The sequence below is a fragment of the Vibrio sp. 10N.222.51.C5 genome (genome assembly GCF_041474575.1).
GTDB lineage: Bacteria > Pseudomonadota > Gammaproteobacteria > Enterobacterales > Vibrionaceae > Vibrio > Vibrio crassostreae_C.
This window is the reverse complement of sequence record NZ_JBFRUJ010000032.1, coordinates 83,331-102,669: the sequence shown is the minus strand read 5'-3', so window position 1 is coordinate 102,669 and position 19,339 is coordinate 83,331. Positions and strand designations below refer to the sequence as shown.

The following is a 19,339-nucleotide window of genomic DNA, read 5'->3' as shown; positions in this document are numbered from 1 at the left end:
ATTAATAATATTGTATTACTTAAATTTTAATTGTTGATAACTCGCGTGTGCGAAAGGTAAAGGTAGGACTTAGGTATGATTCAAATCGTGATTGATGGGAAATATCGAATCGTCGAGCAAGGACAAACCGTTCTTGAAGCGGCAAAAACATGTGGTTTGGAAATCCCATCTTTATGTGGTTTGAACAAAACAGCGGATAAAGTGCCGTGTGATTTGTGTGTCGTTGAAGTTGATGGCGTTGGTGTTACTCGCTCTTGTGAGCTTGAAGTGTCTAATGGGTTGAATATTACCACTCAGTCAAAACAGTTAACGAATCATCGACAAGAAGCGTTGAATCGCATTATGACCGATCATTACGCTGACTGTGAGGCGCCATGCCAAACAGCCTGTCCTGCTGGGGTCGACATCCAATCTTACCTGCACCATATTGCTCAAAATGATCACATCAAAGCGATTGAAGTGATCAAAAAGACATTGCCAATGCCGCTTTCAATTGGTCGTGTGTGTCCTGCTTTCTGTGAAACCGAATGTCGTCGTAACTTGGTCGATGAATCCATTGCGATTCGCCAACTCAAACGACACGCTGCCGATGCGGATCTAGCGGCTCAAGAGAGCTACATGCCAGCGAAGAAACCAAATAAAGGCAAGAGCATTGCTATTGTTGGTAGTGGCCCCGGTGGGCTTACGGCGGGTTATTACCTATCTAACGAAGGCTATGAAGTCAGTGTCTATGAGTCGATGCCCAAAGCGGGTGGTTGGCTGCGTTACGGTATCCCTGAATATCGCTTACCTAAGTCGATTCTAGATAAAGAAATCGAGTTGATGTGTCGCAACGGAATGGTGGTTGAGTGCGGTAAAAAACTCGGTGTTGATTTTACACTGTCTGATTTAAGTAACGATTTTGATGCGGTTTGTTTAGCCGTTGGCGCATCACAAGCGGTTGAAATGAATTACCCGGGTAGTGAACTCGGAGGTTGTTATTTGGGTGTCGATTATCTGAAAGATTACGTGACCGATCAGCAGTACGTCACTGGTAAAAAGGTTGCCGTGATCGGTGGCGGTAATACAGCGATTGACTGTGCTCGAACCGCAGTTCGTGATGGCGCGGATACTACGCTGATTTATCGTCGTACTCGAGATGAGATGCCAGCAGAAGATTACGAAATCGAAGAAGCTGAACATGAGGGTGTGAAGTTCCACTTCTTAACCAACCCTGCAGAAAACATAGCCGATGAAAATGGTCATGTATCAGAAATACGATTAGAACGAATGGCTTTGGGTCCTGCTGATGCTTCAGGCCGCCGCAGCCCTAAACCAACTGGCGAGTTCTTTGTTGAAGCGTTTGATACGGTTATTGCTGCCGTGTCGCAAAAGCCTGATCTGAGCTTTATGGACAATGAAGCGATTGATATTCCTCTTACTCGTTGGAATACCGCAGATGCTGATCCACAAACCATGCATACCGGAACCGGAAATATTTTCAGTATTGGTGATTTCCGACGCGGCCCTGCAACCGCAGTCGAAGCGGTGGGGGATGGGCGTATTGCTGCACAAGCGATCGATCGCTTCTTCCATGGTGATATGGAAAATATTCCGGCTAAACCGTTTAACTCAAGAAAGCACAAACAGCTCAAAGCGGTGGATCCTGAGCAATACAAATCTATACAACGCATGGCGCGCAAGATCATGCCTGAGCTAACGCCCGAACAGCGTGAACAAAGCTTCGATGAAGTAGAAACAGGGTTTGATAATGCCGATGCAATCGCTGAAGCTGCAAGATGTCTAGAGTGTGGCTGCCAAGCTAATACAGATTGCGACCTACGAGACTACTCGACTGAATACAAAGCAACGCAAACCCATCCTGAATACAAAATCGATGTGGCTTCGAATGAGAGTTGGCAGGCGATTCGTGCTGAAGAAGCGAAGGTCGGGTTAACAAGACAAAAATTTTCGGCCGATGACAGTTCTGAGTTCATTATCTTTGACGCCAACCGCTGTATCAGTTGTGGCCAGTGTATCCAAGCCTGTCGCGAACAGAATGTTCATGGCGTTCTAAGCTTCATGAACCAATCCGATGGCAAACCTGCATCAAGACCCGAATGTCGCCCTAACTTTGGGGCGGACAAGACCTTAATGGGCGACTCAAACTGCGTTCAATGTGGATCGTGTATTCAGGCGTGTCCAACCGGTGCAATGGTGGATGCTCGCGACAGAAAGCAGGGAGACACAGACGTACTCAAGAAAGTCGATACCATCTGCACCTATTGCGGTGTCGGCTGCAAGCTAACCATGCATATCGATGAGCAGAAAAACAAAATCCGCTATATCGAAGGCGGAGACTCTCCGGTTAATGAAGGCATGTTGTGTGTTAAGGGACGATTTGGCTTCGATTTTGTGGGCAGCGATGCGCGTTTAACCACACCATTAATTCGTAAAGATGGCTGGTTGCAACCTGCAAGTTGGGATGAGGCAGTTAAGCTTATTGCCGAGAAGTTTACTGCGATTAAGCAAGGCTTTGGCAGTAACGCTTTAGCGGGGTTCTCGTCGGCGAAAACCACCAATGAAGATAACTATGCCTTCCAAAAATTCATACGTCGTGAACTCGGTACCAATAACGTCGATCACTGTGCGCGCCTTTGTCACGCATCTACTGTTACTGGTTTAGAGGCTTCGCTAGGTAGCGGGGCGATGACCAATGATATTCCAAGCATCAAGCACTCAGATGTGATCTTTATTATTGGCTCCGACACCACGTCAGCACACCCAATTATTGGCTCGCATATCAAGCAAGCTGTGAGACATGGTGGAGCGAGATTGATCGTTGCCGATCCAAAACGAATCGATATTGCTGACCATGCTGAACTTTATTTAGCGCACCGACCGGGTACTGATGTAATGTTGATCAATGGTGTGATGCAGCAAATCATCAAACACGGTTGGTACGACCAAGAGTATATCGAAGACCGTGTGGATGGCTTTGATACCTTGCTTCAAGAGGTAATGTCACCAAGCTATTCACTAGACAAAGTGGAGCTGGTAACTGGCGTTAAAGCGGAAGACATCTTCGCAATGGCGCGATTGATTGGTACAGCAGAGCGTACAGCGGTGTACTACTCGATGGGCATTACGCAACATACCACTGGTCACGATAACGTTCGATCAATCGCTAACCTACAGCTCTTGTGTGGCAATATCGGAATTGAAGGCGGCGGTATCAACCCATTACGTGGTCAATCCAATGTTCAGGGTGCGTGTGACATGGGCGCATTGCCAAATAACCTTCCGGGTTATCAGAAAGTGTACAACCCAATGGTTCGTCAAAAATTCGCGATGGAGTGGGGTGTTTCTGACCTACCGGCTGAAACAGGCTTAACGTTGACCGAAATTATTGATGGAGCGTGTCATCGAGATGTTCGTGGTCTGTACGTAATGGGCGAGAACCCAGTGCTGAGTGACCCGAACCAAGCGCATGTGATTGAAGGTCTTGAAGCGTTAGATTTCCTCGTGGTTCAAGATATTTTCTTAACCGAAACCGCTCAATATGCCGATGTGGTGCTACCGTCTTGCTCGTTTGCTGAGAAGTCTGGTCATTTTACTAATACCGAGCGTCGTGTTCAGCGTATTAACCCGGCGGTATTGCCTCCAGGTGAAGCGAAAGAAGATTGGGTGATTATCCAAATGTTGGCTAATGCGATGGGCGGCAATTGGGAATATGACTCGGTTGCTGATATCACCAATGAGATAGCGCGTGTCACGCCACAGTATGGTGGTTTACGTTGGGAGAACATTACGGTGAACGGCGTGCAATGGCCAAGTAATAAGAACAACCCTGATGGCACACGTATCATGCACCAGACCCAATTTACGCGTGGGCGTGGTCAAATGGAGGCGATTCCGTTTAGATACGCTGCTGAGCTACCGGATGCGGAATACCCGTTAGTATTAACGACAGGCCGTATTCTAGAACAGTTCCACACCGGAACCATGACACGTAAAACAAAAGGGTTGGATAACTTAGCAGGGCCGCGTGCCATGGTGAGTGTTCATGATGCTGAAGCGCTAGGTATCTCGAATGGTCAGATGCTTAAGGTCTCAACACGTCGTGGTGAAATCGAAATCGCGGCCTTTGTGACTAAACGAATGCAAAAGGGTGTGGTATTTATTCCATTCCATTTTGTTGAATCACCAGTTAACCGTTTGACTACCACAGCGACTGATCCACACGCGAAGATCCCTGAATTTAAGGTGGCGGCTGTGCGTATTGATCCTATTCGTGAGCCTGAGTGTGAAGTAACAGAGGCTTAATCATATTAGCTCGGTGAAGACGGCTGGCATTAAAAAGCCGCGTAACTCTCAGAGTTATGCGGCCTTTTTATCGAGCTAGATTCAGTATCAATAACTGAGTCGTTTCGCTTTAATTTAGATGAGCTTAGTTTTGAACAATTTCGCTACCGTGAACACCAAATTGCTTAGCAGCGTAGGCAACGCGCTCTGCTGGTTTTGGGTATTCAGCCGGTGTGCCCAGGTTTTCAATATGATGCAAGCGAGGTAATAAACCTGCGCCGTTTGCAATCTGTATTGCTAATCCAGGGCGAGCGTTTAGCTCCAGTACCATCGGGCCTTCTTCTTGGTCTAAAACCATGTCCGTACCCATGTAACCAAGGCCTGTCATTTCCCAAGCACTTGATGCAAGTGTCAGCAGCTTTTCCCAATGGGGTACTTGTAGTAGCGCCAACTCTTTACCCGTATCTGGGTGGTGAGTCACTGGGTGGTCAAATTGAACCGCACGAACGGCTTTACCCGTAGCGATACAAATACCTACGCCCACAGCACCTTGGTGCAAGTTAGCTTTACCATCAGAAGCCGAAGTCGATAGACGCATCATCGCCATTACAGGGTAGCCCTTGAATACAATGATTCGTACATCTGGTACACCCTCGTAACTGAAGCCGTCAAAACACTCGTCAAACTTGATGAGGTTTTCAACTACAGCAACATCGTTCTTACCACCGAGTGAGAAAAGACCCGCGAGAGCGTTACTGATGTGGCGCTCTACGTCTTCTTCATTGATAGTCGAACCCGATGGCTTGGTGTAAACGCCGTCCTTGTGAGAAGTCACAACAAGGATACCTTTACCACCACTGCCTTGAGCTGGCTTGATTACGAAACCCGGCCACTCTTTTACCATCTTGTGGATTGTTTTTACTTCAGCTTGATGACCAATCACGCCAATCAGTTTTGGTACAGTAGCACCAGCCTGTTCAGCAATGATCTTCGTCTTAAGCTTGTCATCAACGAGTGGATACTTGGAACGATCATTGTAGCGACCAATATAACTATGGTTACGCTTGTTCATTCCCATTATGCCTTTGTCTTTCAACCTAAACGGTGAAGTAAACTGATCAAACATAACTTAGTCCTCCGCTAGCGGTTTAAAGCGACGAAGCTCGGTTAGACGGTATCCTGTGTAGTTACCTAGTAGCAAGATGGTCGCTAGAATAACAAGTTGTAAACCAATAAAGTTAAACGTTAAGTGCTGAATGAACGGGTTAGTCATGCCTAAGTAAACAAGAACCGCAGTGAATAGAGAACCACCACCTTGCAGCATTACTTCTTTCGCGCCTTCTTCTTCCCATAGGATAGACATACGTTCGATAGTCCAAGATAGGATAATCATAGGGAAGAACGTAATAGATAGACCTTCAGTCAGACCCACTTTAAACGCGACTACAGTAAACACAGAGATAATCATGATTACCGTGATGATTACGGCGGATATCCTGGCGACCAGTAGCAAGTTGAGTTTGGACAAGTAACTTCGAATAATCAGACCCGTACCTACAATAAGCAGGAAGCCAACAATACCCGTTACCAGTTGTGTTTGTACAAAGGCTACCGCAATCAGTACTGGCATGAACGTACCAGACGTTTTCAGGCCGATGATGACACGTAGGAACACAACAATCAGAGCACCGATAGGAATCAGCATGATGGTTTTAAACATCGCTTGCTCTTCTAACGGTAGGCTGTGAATTGAAAGGTTTAACAGTTGATCAGCAGAGACTTTACTATTGGTTGCTTCCGTTGGTGAAACCTCTTGAGCAATCATAGAGAAGTGAACTTTACTGTTCTGACCGCCAACAACATCCAGTAGAGAAACGTTTGATTCGTCCCAGATGAGTAGGTTTGGTTGAACTTGTTGTTCGCTTGATTCAGGAGAGAATAGAACCCACTCGTCGTTATCCCAGATCTGAATCATGTTTTGAATCGACTGACGACGACGACCATCTTCTAGCTCGATAACACCAACCACTTTGTTGTGTATTTTCGCCGCTGAAAGTAGCTTGTGTGTCGCTTCCACTTTGGTCATGTTGTTCAGAATCAGCGCTGAGTTTTGGCTGTCTGGATCATTAAGTGTTTTGATGAGCTCACGGGTAAAAGTGATATTGTCTGCAGAACGTTTCGTCGCTCTATCAATCAATGCAAGAGAAGCCGCTTCTTCAGGGCCGTCGAAGCTTGGTTGCGAGACTTCACCTTCTGGTGCGATAGCATCAACTTTTGCTTGGTTGTCGACTAGGAATTGTGTTTTGTAGTAGATGGTTTGAGGGCCATCTGCGTATCGAATAGACCACTCTGCGCGGCGACCTGATTCGGTATTCAAGTAAGAGATACCGTAACCCGGCGATGAAGCCGATTCGCCGATAAGTGTGTAGTTAGACTGAGTATGAGGAGCCGCTAAGGAAACTTTTGCTTCTTTGCCTACTGCATTGAACTCGATGCGAGCTTCAACGTCCCAAACCTGTCTGGTTTCCCCTGGAGTCCAAGGTACACCGTAGGTCGTATGTCTGAACATACTCAGTGTTATACCTGCCACAATAAGCAGGAATATAGAGATATAAAATGGAATTCTTGACGTCATAGCTTACCCTACTATTGTTATTTAACTTCCGTTTGTACGTACTTTTTACTTACATCTACTAGCGCTATGTCTTTGATAAATTCGCGCCCTAGTAACACAGGGTGACTCATTTGAGAGCGATCCGCCAATGTAAATTGCGCTTTTTCATGGATTTTTCCAACTTTCACCCATAATTCGATCACAGCTCGACGTTCTGCTTGATCATTGGTTGATTGACGGATTTTTACATAACGTACAACAGGCGCTTCAATCCATTTCTGGTCTTCTTTAGCTTGGGCTTTGTCGTCTAGGTGAAATTTAACCCAGTTCTTGCCGTTACGTTCGAATTCTTTGATATCGACAGCGTTTAAAGAAGAGGTGGTTGCACCTGTATCAACACGAGCATCAAAGCTTTGCTTGATAGAGTCGATAAACACTTTTTCGATGCCGCCAAGGATAGTCGGTTGTGATATAGGAGCGATAGGAGCAACGGCAATAGCGACCGGTTCCTCTTCCTCTAGCTCTTCAATAACCTTGTGTTCCATGCTCGTTAGATGGGTATCTAATTGACTAGAAAGGGTAGTAATTTCGTCTTCTAAGCTTTCAATATAGTCACTTTGATTGCTTAGTTGCAGTTCAAGATTTTGAACCTTATTTGCGATGTTTGTCTCTGAGCGGGAAATAGCGTCGAGAGTTTCTTGGTGGTAGGTAGCACCATTTGTAAGAGTACAACCAGAGAGCAAACCAACCGCCACAATAGGCGATAATCGCTTAAACATAAAAAAACCTTTGAGAATTAGAGAATAGTTCAGACTATTTAGAAGTTTAGCCCACAAAAAAGGATGCGTGAAGCATCCTATTGTAAGAGTCTGGTCATATTGAATCGCAATGTGAGCGCTACGCCAATTATTGCTATTTGGAATAGCTCACTTATTAAACACAAGTCAATTTTTGTTCAATTCTTAAGCTAAGGAAGCAAGGTTCACCGCGAAATTAACAGTGGCTTTTTGACCATGCAAGCAATTGTTTTGCTGCCTTAATAGGCTTGTGCTTTATTTACTCAATATGCCACTGCTTTGTGGGCAGTAAATCTATGGCTTTGTTGCTACCAGAATCGCACGTCTCGGTGCAGGGTGACCTTCAACCGTTTTACTTGGATCGTTCGGATCGAGGTAATCTGGAAGAGAGTTGTGTGTCATCCATTCTGTGGTGCGTTGTTCACCAATTGTCGTGACATTTTCGTCAACGATTCGTACGTCTTCAAAACCAACTTGTTCTAGCCAGCGTTTCAGTGCGCGAGCTGAAGGGAAGAAGTAGACGTTTCTCATTTGCGCGTAACGGTCAACCGGAACTAATACTGCGTTCTCATCGCCTTCAATCACCAAGGTTTCAAGAACCAGTTCACCGCCAGACACCAATTGGTCTTTCAGTTGAATCAAGTGGTCCAGTGGTGAACGACGATGGTAAAGCACGCCCATGCTGAATACCGTGTCGTAGGCTTCTAGCTTTGGGAGCTGCTCAATACCTAGAGGTAATAGGTGAGCTCGTTGGTCATCGCCCATCAACTTACGAATTGCTTCAAACTGAACCAAGAATAGGTGGGAAGGATCGATACCAACCGTTAAGCGAGCACCTTCACCCAGCATGCGCCACATGTGGTAACCATTGCCACAACCTACATCGAGAACCGAACGGTTTTTTAATGGAGATATATGTGGAAGCACACGATCCCATTTCCAGTCACTGCGCCACTCTGTATCGATATGGATGTCGTGAACCGTATAAGGACCTTTTCTCCACGGGTGGAAAGTCTTCAATAAGCTTTCTAGCTTTTTCAGTTCGCCTGTGTGGTATGGCGTAGAACTACCAATCGTCACTGAATTTTTCAGGTCAACTTGATCTGGCACGTCTTGTGGAATCTTGTTTAGTGCACGTAGCCAGCGGTCAAAGTCACCGTGCTCTGCATTTTGCCAATCGGTCAGTTGCTGTGGCAGGACATTTAGCCACGGCTGAAGGCGAGTATCTTGGGCAATAAGTTGATAAAAATTGGCAAAATTAAACATAGGTTTTCACTGAGTTGGTGGTGTAGAAATTAAATTTGTCACTCCATTAAGAGTGTGGACAAACATGCTAGGGAATCTCGTTTATCGTGTTTGATAAGAGATCCCCAATTCGTTTGTTCCTCGCTCTTGAGGATGACATTTTAGTACGTGCTAACGGTGTCGCGACGGTTACGTAATCTAAAATGTTTACTTTATCGCGAACATTGAACCAAAGTTGAAACATTGGAACCAGACTTCGCTGCTTGAGAAGCCAATCTTATCAAATCGCTCTCTGTGAACAGGGATCGAATCCGGGCGCATCACGTTTTCAATTGCGCTACGTTTCTGACTTACTTCTAGCTCGCTGTACCCGTTAGCACGTTTGAAATCATGGTGCAGGTCGATAAGCAGTTCATTTGAGCTTTCATCTTCGAATACGTATTTTTCTGACAGGATTAAGATCCCGCCTGGGCGCAGGCCAGCATGAATTTTCTCAAGCAGAGCGTATCGATCGTCTGGAGAAAGAAATTGCAGCGTAAAGTTAAGCACCACAACAGAAGCGTCTTTGATTTCCACTTCACGGATGTCGGCTTCAATCACTTCTACCGGTGTGTCACTGCGGTAAGCATTAACGTGCAATTTGCAGCGCTCAACCATGGCTTCTGAATTATCGATCGCGAAAATCGTGCAGCCTTCTTGCTGAATGTGACGACGCATAGAAAGTGTCGCAGCACCAAGCGAGCAGCCAAGGTCGTAAATATTTGAGTGTGGCTTTACAAAGCGCTCAGCCAGCATGCCGATTGCAGAGATGATATTGCTATAGCCAGGCACCGAACGTTGAATCATATCCGGAAATACTTCAGCAACCCTTGCATCAAAGGTGAAGTCTCCAATTTTATCAATAGGAGCGGAAAAGATATTGTCTGTGTTGCTCATAGCATTTTCTCTCGACAGTCAGCGTAATTGGCACAAAATTCGTACCAAATAAAAGGGGGCGTATTTTACGTAAAAAAAACGCCACTGTCACGAAAACTGAGATTTAGCTCAAGGTTCGAAGCTACTTACAAGTGAGAGGTTAAAACATCGAGATTTGGTGATTGCCTTTTTGAGCTGGAAACTGAGCCAGTTCGGGCAGTAATAATGATGTATTTTCAGAGACTTGCTTTTGTAGCCTCTTATAAATAGCAATCGCAAGTTCAGGTGCGTGGTTATTGTCTGGGGTGTGGATCATTAAATAGGGCTGCTTGCCTTCATTAAGCCAGTTTGGGATTTTGGCAAACCAAGGCTTAAAAAACTCAATATTAGGTTCTTGGTCTGGGTGACCAATAAATCGAATCATCGGGTTATTGGCGGTAGCAATTGCATGAACAGGAACACGCGGTTTTTTCTGATGCGCATCGATCACCGCTTCTGTGGTGGGTGGCGCAGAGAAAACGGGGCGGCTGTCCATAATGATGCGATTGATGCCTTCCTCAACCAGCCATTGGTTGAAGCGTTTTTCCGCATCGCCCTTATCAAAGAAACCTAAGTGTCGAACTTCGACGCCAAGCTGCATATCTTTTGGGAATAAGGTGCAAAACTTTTGTAGGGCAGGCAGCATGCTGGGCTCAAAACTGTGCGGCAGCTGAATCGTCCATTGACCAATACGGTCATGCAGTGGCGACATCGTCATCAAGAACTCTTTGAGTTCGGCTTGGCAGTGTCTCAGTTGTTGCTGGTGGGTGATGAATTTGGGCAATTTGAAGGTGAACTTGAAATCATCGTGACTGGCGGCTTTCCAATTGTGAACGGTAGACATACTTGGCGTAGCGTAAAAGGTGGTGTTGCCCTCAACGGTATGGAAAACTTGGGTGTATTTTTCCAAGCGTTCGGCAGGCTTGGTGCCTTTACCGTAGAACTGACTTTGCCACTCAGAATGGGACCACATAGTTAATCCAAGTCTTAGAGGTAAAGTTTCTGTTGTTATTACACGATTATCCATCTATTACACCGTTATCCATCACGCCATCAGTCATTACAAAAAGTTTTTGGGTTGAAACGAAAATCTACTTTACGAGAGTTTTGCTGATTAAGGTACTTTCGAGATATAATTATCGCAATTTTTTCGGTTTTGATGAATCTTTGCGCACTTGATGGGCTAAAAAGCAGCAAAGCCAGATAAAACACAATAAATTCGAATGTGGAAGGTCGATTTTAAGCGAGTTTCCGCGTATAAATGTTCCTTTGCTCTGTTGTGTGGAATGACCACTGACAGCTTGGAAATTAGTAAATAATTAAGAGATTGGGAAATTCATTATGCGTACCCATTACTGTGGTAACCTGAACAAGTCCCTGGCGGGACAAACTGTAGAATTGTGCGGCTGGGTAAACCGTCGCCGTGATTTAGGCGGTCTTATCTTTATTGATATGCGTGATCGTGAAGGCATCGTTCAGGTTGTTGTCGATCCAGATATGAAAGATATCTTCCCGATCGCTAACCAACTGCGTAATGAATTCTGTATCAAGTTTACTGGTGAAGTACGAGTTCGTCCGGACAGCCAAGTAAATAAAGACATGGCTACTGGTGAAGTAGAACTTTACGCGACGGGTCTAGAGATCATTAACCGTTCAGAAGCGCTTCCACTAGACTTCAACCAAACGAACTCTGAAGAGCAGCGTCTTAAGTACCGTTACATCGATCTTCGTCGTCCAGAAATGAGCGACCGTATTAAGCTTCGTGCACGTGCTTCTAGCTTCGTTCGTCGTTTCCTAGATGAGAACTTATTCCTAGACATCGAAACGCCAGTACTAACGAAAGCGACACCAGAAGGTGCTCGTGACTACCTAGTACCAAGCCGTGTTCACAAAGGTAGCTTCTACGCACTTCCTCAATCTCCTCAGCTTTTCAAGCAACTGCTGATGATGTCTGGTTTTGACCGTTACTACCAAATCGTTAAATGTTTCCGTGATGAAGATTTACGTGCTGACCGTCAGCCTGAATTTACTCAAATCGATATCGAAACATCTTTCATGACTTCTCAAGAAGTACGTAACGTGACTGAGAAGCTTGTTCACGATATGTGGAAAGAACTTCTAGATGTTGAACTAGGTCAATTCCCAGTAATGCCTTTCTCTGAAGCGATTCGTCGTTTCGGTTCTGATAAGCCAGATCTACGTAACCCACTAGAGCTAGTGGACGTTGCTGACTTGGTTAAAGATGTTGAATTCAAGGTATTCTCTGGCCCAGCTAACGACGAAAAAGGTCGCGTAGCAGTTATCCGTGTTCCAGGTGGTGCTAAGCTAACTCGTAAGCAAATCGACGGCTACGCTGAACACGTAAACATCTACGGCGCGAAAGGCCTAGCTTGGATGAAGGTTAACGACCGTGCTGCAGGCATGGAAGGTATTCAATCTCCAGTTGCTAAATTCCTAAGCGAAGACGTAATCAACGGTATTCTAGATCGTACTCAAGCTGAATCTGGCGATATCATTCTGTTCGGCGCAGACAAAGCGGGCATCGTTGCTGAAGCAATGGGCGCACTTCGTCTTAAACTAGGTACGGATCTAGAGCTAACAGACACATCTGCATGGGCTCCACTGTGGGTTGTTGACTTCCCAATGTTCGAAGAAGACGGCGAAGGTAACCTACACGCAATGCACCACCCATTCACATCACCACTAGGTGTGAACGCGGAAGAGCTAAAAGCGAACCCAGCAGCAGCAAATTCTGATGCATACGACATGGTAATCAACGGCTACGAAGTAGGCGGCGGTTCTGTACGTATCCACAACGCAGAAATGCAAACAGCGGTATTTGGTATCCTAGGTATCGAAGCACAAGAGCAACAAGAGAAGTTCGGCTTCCTACTTGAAGCGCTTAAGTACGGCACGCCACCGCACGCTGGTCTAGCATTCGGTCTTGACCGTCTAGCAATGCTGCTTTGTGGTACTGAGAACATCCGTGACGTTATCGCATTTCCGAAAACAACAGCTGCAGCATGTCTACTGACAGACGCGCCAAGCCTAGCGAACCCAGCATCACTGGAAGAGTTAGCAATCGCAGTTAAATTGGCAGAGAAAAAAGAGCAAGCGTAAGCCTGTTATCTTTTCTTGTTGATGAAGAGATCCTAGTTGATAGAGAGCTCTCAATTAATTAGCCAAGACTTGCCAGTAAATTAGAGAATGCCCGTTAATTTGACGGGCATTTTTTTTTGCGTTCGATATACTAAGCTCATAAAGCATGTATAAATAATCAGTATTGAAGTTATGTCTATTATCTTAGGAATTGACCCTGGCTCGCGTATTACCGGCTATGGCGTGATTCGTCAAAATGGTCGCCATCTATATTACTTAGGTAGCGGTTGTATTCGCACCTCTGAAAAAGAACTGCCGGGCCGACTCAAACAAATCTACGCCGGTGTGAGCGAAGTCATCACTCAGTTTCAACCGGATGTGTTTGCGATAGAACAGGTCTTCATGGCGAAGAATGCGGATTCTGCACTTAAGCTGGGACAAGCGCGTGGCAGTGCGATAGTGGCAGCGGTAAATGCTGATCTCCCCGTTCATGAATATGCGGCTCGTCTAATCAAACAAGCGGTGACAGGCAATGGTGGTGCAGATAAGTCGATGGTTCAGAACATGGTGATGAGCATGCTTAAGTTACCCGCTAAACCACAGGCCGATGCTGCCGATGCTCTAGGCGTAGCGATCACTCACGCCAACACCAATAAAACCTTGGTAGCTCTTGCTGGTAAAGCGACAGGCGCGAGAAAAGGGCGCTACCGTTAATCCCATCCCTCTATTTTCTAATAGCTTGCATTACATGAGCCTTACGCCTCGTTTGGCTCAGTTCAAAACAATACGCCCCTAAATCCTTGATGAAATGAGATCTTTCGAACACAAACCAAATAATAACATTGCGCATCATTTAACATGTTATTAACATTGGTCAGAGGTCTAACAAGTTAATCAAGGATGATCACTGATGAACCCTATCAAGCTGTGGCGCGCGTTGTTTCTACCCAAAAGTAATGGGTGGAGTAACAACCAAGTCAGACAAGCCGATATCTTATTACTCTTTACCTTTATCGCCTTCTTTGTGGGTGTCTACAGCTTAATTAAATGGACAAAGCACGAAGAGCAACTTCTGATCACCACATCTGTATTCCTTATCGTGTTTGAACTGATCTCCGCACTGCTGTTGCGTGTTACCAGTAAACCCAGCCTTGCACTTAACTTTGGTTTTGTCGGGATGGCAGTACACGCTTTGAACATCATCTACCAAAGCGGTGGTGTGGTGGCGTCAACACAGGCTTATTGGGTGCCGTTGTTAGTGGTCGCTTTTTTCTTGTCGGGAACTCGAATTGTCGCCCTTGTATGGAGTGGGTTAGTGATTGGCGTTTCTTTGGTGATGACTTCAGCTCATCTTGATGGCTTTGAATTTCCGCAGTTAGTACTTACTCCGGAAGCGGTAGTGGTTGAAACGTGGTCTGGTGTGATCATGCCGATGGTGGTGATTTGCATTGCTCAAGCGTTTACCGCTAAGCAAAAAGAGGTGGCGATTGAAATGGCAGAAGATGCGATCTCGGAAAGCCAACAGATTGCCAATCAAGCGACGCAAAGTGAAGGTCGACTTTCTATTGTCCTAGACCAAGCTAACTCAAACTCTGAAAGCTTACAGGGCGTATCTGTCCATTTAGATCAGCAGTCTCAAGACCTGCATGCTCAAGTTGAAGTGTTGAACATCAATTGCGAATCTCAGGCGAGTGCAGCAGAACAGATGAGCCAACAACTGCATCAAATGACTCAAGGCATCGAAGAATCTAATTCATTTGTGGGTGAGCTAAAAGAGCGCAGCGAAGCGGTCGGAATGAAAGCGCAAAAGAGCTCAGAATCACTAGAAGCCTCAACCAGTGCAATCAGCCAGATCATTCAAAGTAATCAAGAAATCATGAAAGTCGCTGATTTGATTACCTCGGTTGCCGAGCAAACCAACCTATTAGCACTCAATGCAGCTATAGAAGCGGCTCGTGCCGGTGAGCAAGGACGAGGTTTTGCGGTAGTTGCAGACCAAGTGAGAGAGCTATCGGCGAAAAGCAGCCATTCCGCGATAGAAATTCGAACCTTATTAGACCGAAGTAAAGAAGAAGTGGAACATGGCAGAGCCATCATTGAAACTACGGCCAATGAAATGAACGGCATTATCTCTGAGGTGCAAACCATCTCGACCGATGTTAATCAGCTCACCAATATTATGGCGATGCAGATGAGCTCATTGAAAGAACTCGATCTCGCCAGTTCAGAAGTGGCGCAGAGCGTTGCAGAAACCAAATCCGTGTCAAGTTTAGTCGCTAATTATGGTTCTGAACTGACCGGGCATGTCACCTCAGTAAAAGAACTGGTCGAAAGCTTAAACAGCGTGGTTTCCCAAGCTAAGCAAGCTTAAATAAATCATCCTAATAAACACAAAGAACTGGATAAGCATCCAGTTCTTTTATATTCTGTCCCTCAAATTATATTCCATCAAGAGAGTGAATTGTGATCGGACGTCTACGCGGTACATTAATAGAAAAACAGCCACCAGAATTACTAATCGAAGTGAGTGGCGTTGGCTATGAAGTTCAAATGCCAATGAGCTGTTTTTACGAATTACCAAACGTGGGCGAAGAGGCAATCATCTACACGCACTTTGTTGTACGTGAAGATGCGCAGCTACTTTATGGTTTTAACACGGTTAAAGAGCGTGCGCTGTTCCGTGAAGTGATCAAAGCGAACGGTGTGGGCCCTAAGCTAGGCCTTGGCATTCTTTCAGGCATGACGGCTAGCCAGTTTGTTCAAAGTGTTGAACGTGAAGACATCTCGACGCTGGTTAAACTTCCGGGTGTGGGTAAGAAAACCGCTGAACGTCTGGTTGTTGAAATGAAAGACCGCCTGAAAGGGTGGGGCGCGGGTGACTTGTTTACTCCAGCGACAGATGCAGCTCCGATTGATTCTATGCCAACCGTTCACGACGCGGAAGAAGAAGCGGTAAGTGCGCTACTTGCATTAGGCTACAAGCCGACTCAAGCTTCCAAGGTGGTTTCTCAAGTGGCTAAAGATGGCATGACCAGCGAACAGTTGATTCGCGAAGCTCTGAAATCGATGGTTTAATACCCAATATACTTGTTCGACAAAATAGACTCATTCACTTTGCCTTTACACAGAGTCAAGAAGCGCAGAGTCAACAAGAGCATAGTTAGGAATAGCAGAATTTATGATTGAAGCCGATCGCCTTATTGCACCGGATAACCCAGTATTCAAAGATGAAGATGTCATTGATCGTGCAATACGCCCTAAAGCACTGGCTGACTATCAAGGTCAGGATCACGTTCGTGGCCAGATGGAGATTTTCATCAAAGCGGCACAACTGCGTAACGAGGCGCTCGACCATCTGTTGATATTTGGCCCTCCAGGCTTGGGTAAAACCACGTTGGCGAACATTGTTGCCAATGAGATGGATGTCAACATTCGTACGACTTCAGGCCCTGTTCTAGAAAAAGCAGGCGACCTAGCGGCGTTACTGACCAATCTCGAAGAAAATGATGTCCTGTTCATTGATGAGATTCACCGTTTAAGCCCTGTGGTTGAAGAGGTGTTGTACCCTGCAATGGAAGACTACCAACTGGATATCATGATTGGTGAAGGCCCTGCGGCGCGTTCTATCAAGATTGATCTTCCTCCCTTCACATTGATTGGTGCTACCACGCGTGCTGGCTCACTGACGTCTCCACTGCGTGATCGTTTTGGTATTACTCAACGCCTTGAGTACTACAAAGTCGAAGATCTGCAAAATATCGTTCAGCGCAGTGCTGATTGCCTTGGACTTTCGATGGAGTCGGAAGGAGCATTAGAAGTTGCTCGCCGTGCTCGTGGTACGCCACGTATTGCTAACCGTCTACTGCGCCGTGTTCGTGATTATGCGGAAGTAAAAGGCGACGGGCATATTTGTCCGGAGGTTGCTGACAAAGCGCTAAACATGTTGGATGTCGATGCTAAAGGTTTCGACTACATGGATAGAAAGCTTCTGCTGGCGATTATGGAGAAGTTTGGTGGTGGTCCGGTAGGTATCGACAACATGGCTGCCGCGATTGGTGAAGAGAGAGACACTATTGAAGATGTGTTAGAACCTTACTTGATTCAACAAGGTTACCTACAAAGGACGCCAAGAGGTCGAATCGCGACCGACAGAGCGTATTTACACTTTGGAATAGATAAACCCTCCAATCGTTAAATTATTCATTTTTAAAGATCCCAGTTGCATAAGCGCTGGGTTTTTTTGCTTTTTACTGAATAACAACTCTTTGAGCGAGTCGATAAAAAGATCGAAAAGGGAGCTTCAAAAATGGAAACTTTGATTTCAGGTTTGATTTAGATAACAGGAAATGAAATAAGTTGTCATATTTTTTGTTAATACTTTATAGGTAGTTGTAATTCGGATGTTGAGGCGGTGCTGAGCATTTGTCACAGATATCATGCGCTGTTATTAAGACAAGCATAATTGGTGTGATTTTAATCATAATTGTACAAAAATAACTCTAATTTGCTCGAATAAATTTGATACAAATCAACGCAGGGTTCTCCCATAAACCTTTTGAAACATACTGATTTTACCAGTAATATTAGCGCCAGCTATATTAGCTCATGCTTAACAATAATCTAACTATAACGGTACGTTTTTGCTACAAATTTCAACTTGTAATAACAATTACATAAATTGTTTTAACATGGATTTTTGCGGTGAATAATCACACAAGTGTCATTCAGCCGACACAAAGGAGTTACCATGATTGATGTTGTTGATCTGTCGCGATTGCAGTTTGCATTTACAGCGATGTATCACTTCCTATTTGTTCCACTGACTTTAGGTATGGCATTTCTACTTGCCATTATGGAGTCAGTTTATGTAATGACTGGCAAGCAAATTTACAAGGACATGACCAAGTTCTGGGGTAAATTGTTTGGTATTAACTTTGCTCTTGGTGTAGCGACAGGCTTAACCATGGAGTTCCAGTTTGGTACTAACTGGTCTTACTATTCTCACTATGTTGGCGACATTTTTGGTGCTCCGCTAGCTATCGAAGCGCTTGTTGCATTCTTCCTAGAGTCTACTTTTGTTGGCCTATTCTTCTTCGGTTGGGACAGACTGTCAAAGCGTCAGCACTTAGCGGTAACTTGGTTAGTAGCACTTGGCTCTAACTTCTCTGCGCTTTGGATCTTGGTAGCAAACGGCTGGATGCAAAACCCAGTGGGTGCGGAATTTAACTTTGAAACTATGCGTATGGAAATGGTGAGCTTCGCTGAAGTTGTACTAAACCCAGTAGCACAAGTTAAATTCGTACACACAGTAGCTTCTGGTTACACAACGGGTGCAATGTTCATCCTTGGTATCAGCTCATACTACATTCTTAAAGGTCGTGACCTTGCCTTTGCTCGTCGCTCTTTCGCGATTGCAGCGTCTTTCGGTATGGCGGCGATCTTGTCAGTAATCGTACTAGGTGATGAATCTGGTTACGAGCTTGGTGAAGTTCAAAAAGTGAAGCTCGCTGCTGTAGAAGCGGAATGGCACACTGAAGAAGCACCAGCCGCATTTACTGTTTTTGGTATTCCAAACCAAGAGACAATGAATACTGACTACGCAATTAAAATTCCTTACGTAATGGGTATCATCGCAACGCGTTCGCTTGATACTGAAGTAACGGGCCTACGTGACCTACGTGATGACCACGTTGATCGTATCCGTACTGGTATGTACGCGTACGAGCTGCTTGAAAAGCTACGTGCAGGCGATAAGTCTGAAGAAAACATGGCTGCGTTCGACGAAGTGAAAGGTGACCTAGGTTACGGCTTGCTTCTTAAGCGCTACACAGACGACGTTGTTGATGCAACTGAAGACCAAATCCAAATGGCTGCGGATGATTCTATCCCAACAGTTTGGCCTCTATTCTGGTCATTCCGTCTGATGGTTGCTTGTGGCTTCATCATGCTGTTTGTATTCGGTGCTGCGTTTGTTCAAACGTGTCGTCAGAAAATCGAACAGAAACCATGGGTACTTAAAGCTGCGCTATTCTCAATCCCACTTCCTTGGATTGCGATTGAAGCAGGTTGGTTCGTTGCTGAGTTTGGTCGTCAACCATGGGCGGTTGGTGAAATCCTACCGGTTAACGTTGCTGCATCAGCACTGACTATTGAACAGCTTTGGACTTCTCTATTCGCTATCCTGGCACTTTACACAGTGTTCTTGATTGCTGAAGTTTACCTAATGCTGAAATTCGCACGTAAAGGTCCAAGTAGCTTGAAGACAGGCCGTTACCACTTCGAACAAAACGATAACTCTGTTGAAGACAAAGTTAGCCGTTCAGTTGAAGTATAAGTGAGGGAATAT

Annotated in this window: 13 protein-coding genes; 7 read left to right on the top strand and 6 right to left on the bottom strand. The window is 45.4% G+C overall.

All coding sequences use genetic code 11. The annotated features are described in order from the left end of the window. Positions 1-75 precede the first annotated feature (75 nt). A complete protein-coding gene (fdhF, locus tag AB4558_RS11125) occupies positions 76-4,305 on the top strand; it encodes a formate dehydrogenase subunit alpha (RefSeq protein ID WP_372158804.1) in 4,230 nt (1,409 codons plus the stop codon). A 124-nt stretch (positions 4,306-4,429) separates the two neighbouring features. Here the strand turns inward: fdhF and AB4558_RS11120 are convergent, their stop codons facing one another. From AB4558_RS11120 to AB4558_RS11095, 6 genes are all read right to left on the bottom strand, one after another. Next, positions 4,430-5,410, bottom strand: a complete 981-nt coding sequence (locus tag AB4558_RS11120) for an alpha-L-glutamate ligase-like protein (RefSeq protein ID WP_029235672.1) — start codon at positions 5,408-5,410, stop codon at positions 4,430-4,432. Between the two features lie 3 nt (positions 5,411-5,413). Beyond that, positions 5,414-6,919 carry an inactive transglutaminase family protein gene (locus AB4558_RS11115; RefSeq protein WP_029235905.1) on the bottom strand — a complete coding sequence of 502 codons (1,506 nt, stop codon included), beginning with the start codon at positions 6,917-6,919 and terminating at the stop codon, positions 5,414-5,416. 17 nt (positions 6,920-6,936) lie between these two features. After that, positions 6,937-7,677, bottom strand: a complete 741-nt coding sequence (locus AB4558_RS11110; RefSeq protein ID WP_017062085.1) for an ATP-dependent zinc protease — start codon at positions 7,675-7,677, stop codon at positions 6,937-6,939. 312 nt (positions 7,678-7,989) lie between these two features. Next, a complete protein-coding gene (gene cmoB, locus AB4558_RS11105; protein ID WP_017062084.1) occupies positions 7,990-8,961 on the bottom strand; it encodes a tRNA 5-methoxyuridine(34)/uridine 5-oxyacetic acid(34) synthase CmoB in 972 nt (323 codons plus the stop codon). Positions 8,962-9,147: 186 nt separating this feature from the next. Continuing rightward, positions 9,148-9,876, bottom strand: coding sequence for a carboxy-S-adenosyl-L-methionine synthase CmoA (cmoA, locus tag AB4558_RS11100; protein ID WP_017062083.1), 729 nt, complete (start codon positions 9,874-9,876; stop codon positions 9,148-9,150). Positions 9,877-10,015: 139 nt separating this feature from the next. Next, the gene (locus tag AB4558_RS11095) at positions 10,016-10,921 is read right to left on the bottom strand and encodes a DUF72 domain-containing protein (RefSeq protein ID WP_029235140.1); all 906 of its coding nucleotides are present in this window, start codon (positions 10,919-10,921) and stop codon (positions 10,016-10,018) included. A 314-nt stretch (positions 10,922-11,235) separates the two neighbouring features. Here AB4558_RS11095 and aspS point away from each other — a divergent pair, with 314 nt between their 5' ends. The 6 genes from aspS to cydA all read left to right on the top strand — a co-directional run bounded on the left by aspS (position 11,236) and on the right by cydA (position 19,327). Next, positions 11,236-13,014 (top strand): aspartate--tRNA ligase, encoded by a 1,779-nt coding sequence (gene aspS / locus AB4558_RS11090; RefSeq protein WP_017062081.1) that lies wholly within the window; start codon positions 11,236-11,238, stop codon positions 13,012-13,014. A gap of 171 nt (positions 13,015-13,185) precedes the next feature. After that, the gene (ruvC, locus tag AB4558_RS11085; RefSeq protein ID WP_372158803.1) at positions 13,186-13,707 is read left to right on the top strand and encodes a crossover junction endodeoxyribonuclease RuvC; all 522 of its coding nucleotides are present in this window, start codon (positions 13,186-13,188) and stop codon (positions 13,705-13,707) included. Positions 13,708-13,903: 196 nt separating this feature from the next. Next, positions 13,904-15,364 carry a methyl-accepting chemotaxis protein gene (locus AB4558_RS11080; protein WP_372073332.1) on the top strand — a complete coding sequence of 487 codons (1,461 nt, stop codon included), beginning with the start codon at positions 13,904-13,906 and terminating at the stop codon, positions 15,362-15,364. A 92-nt stretch (positions 15,365-15,456) separates the two neighbouring features. Further along, on the top strand, positions 15,457-16,068 hold the full coding sequence (ruvA, locus tag AB4558_RS11075; RefSeq protein WP_017062079.1) for a Holliday junction branch migration protein RuvA: 612 nt from the start codon (positions 15,457-15,459) through the stop codon (positions 16,066-16,068). A 103-nt stretch (positions 16,069-16,171) separates the two neighbouring features. Beyond that, positions 16,172-17,188: a Holliday junction branch migration DNA helicase RuvB gene (gene ruvB, locus AB4558_RS11070; protein ID WP_017062078.1), complete on the top strand. Its 1,017-nt coding sequence runs from the start codon at positions 16,172-16,174 to the stop codon at positions 17,186-17,188. Between the two features lie 552 nt (positions 17,189-17,740). Continuing rightward, positions 17,741-19,327 carry a cytochrome ubiquinol oxidase subunit I gene (gene cydA / locus AB4558_RS11065; protein WP_017062077.1) on the top strand — a complete coding sequence of 529 codons (1,587 nt, stop codon included), beginning with the start codon at positions 17,741-17,743 and terminating at the stop codon, positions 19,325-19,327. The last annotated feature ends 12 nt before the right edge of the window (positions 19,328-19,339 follow it).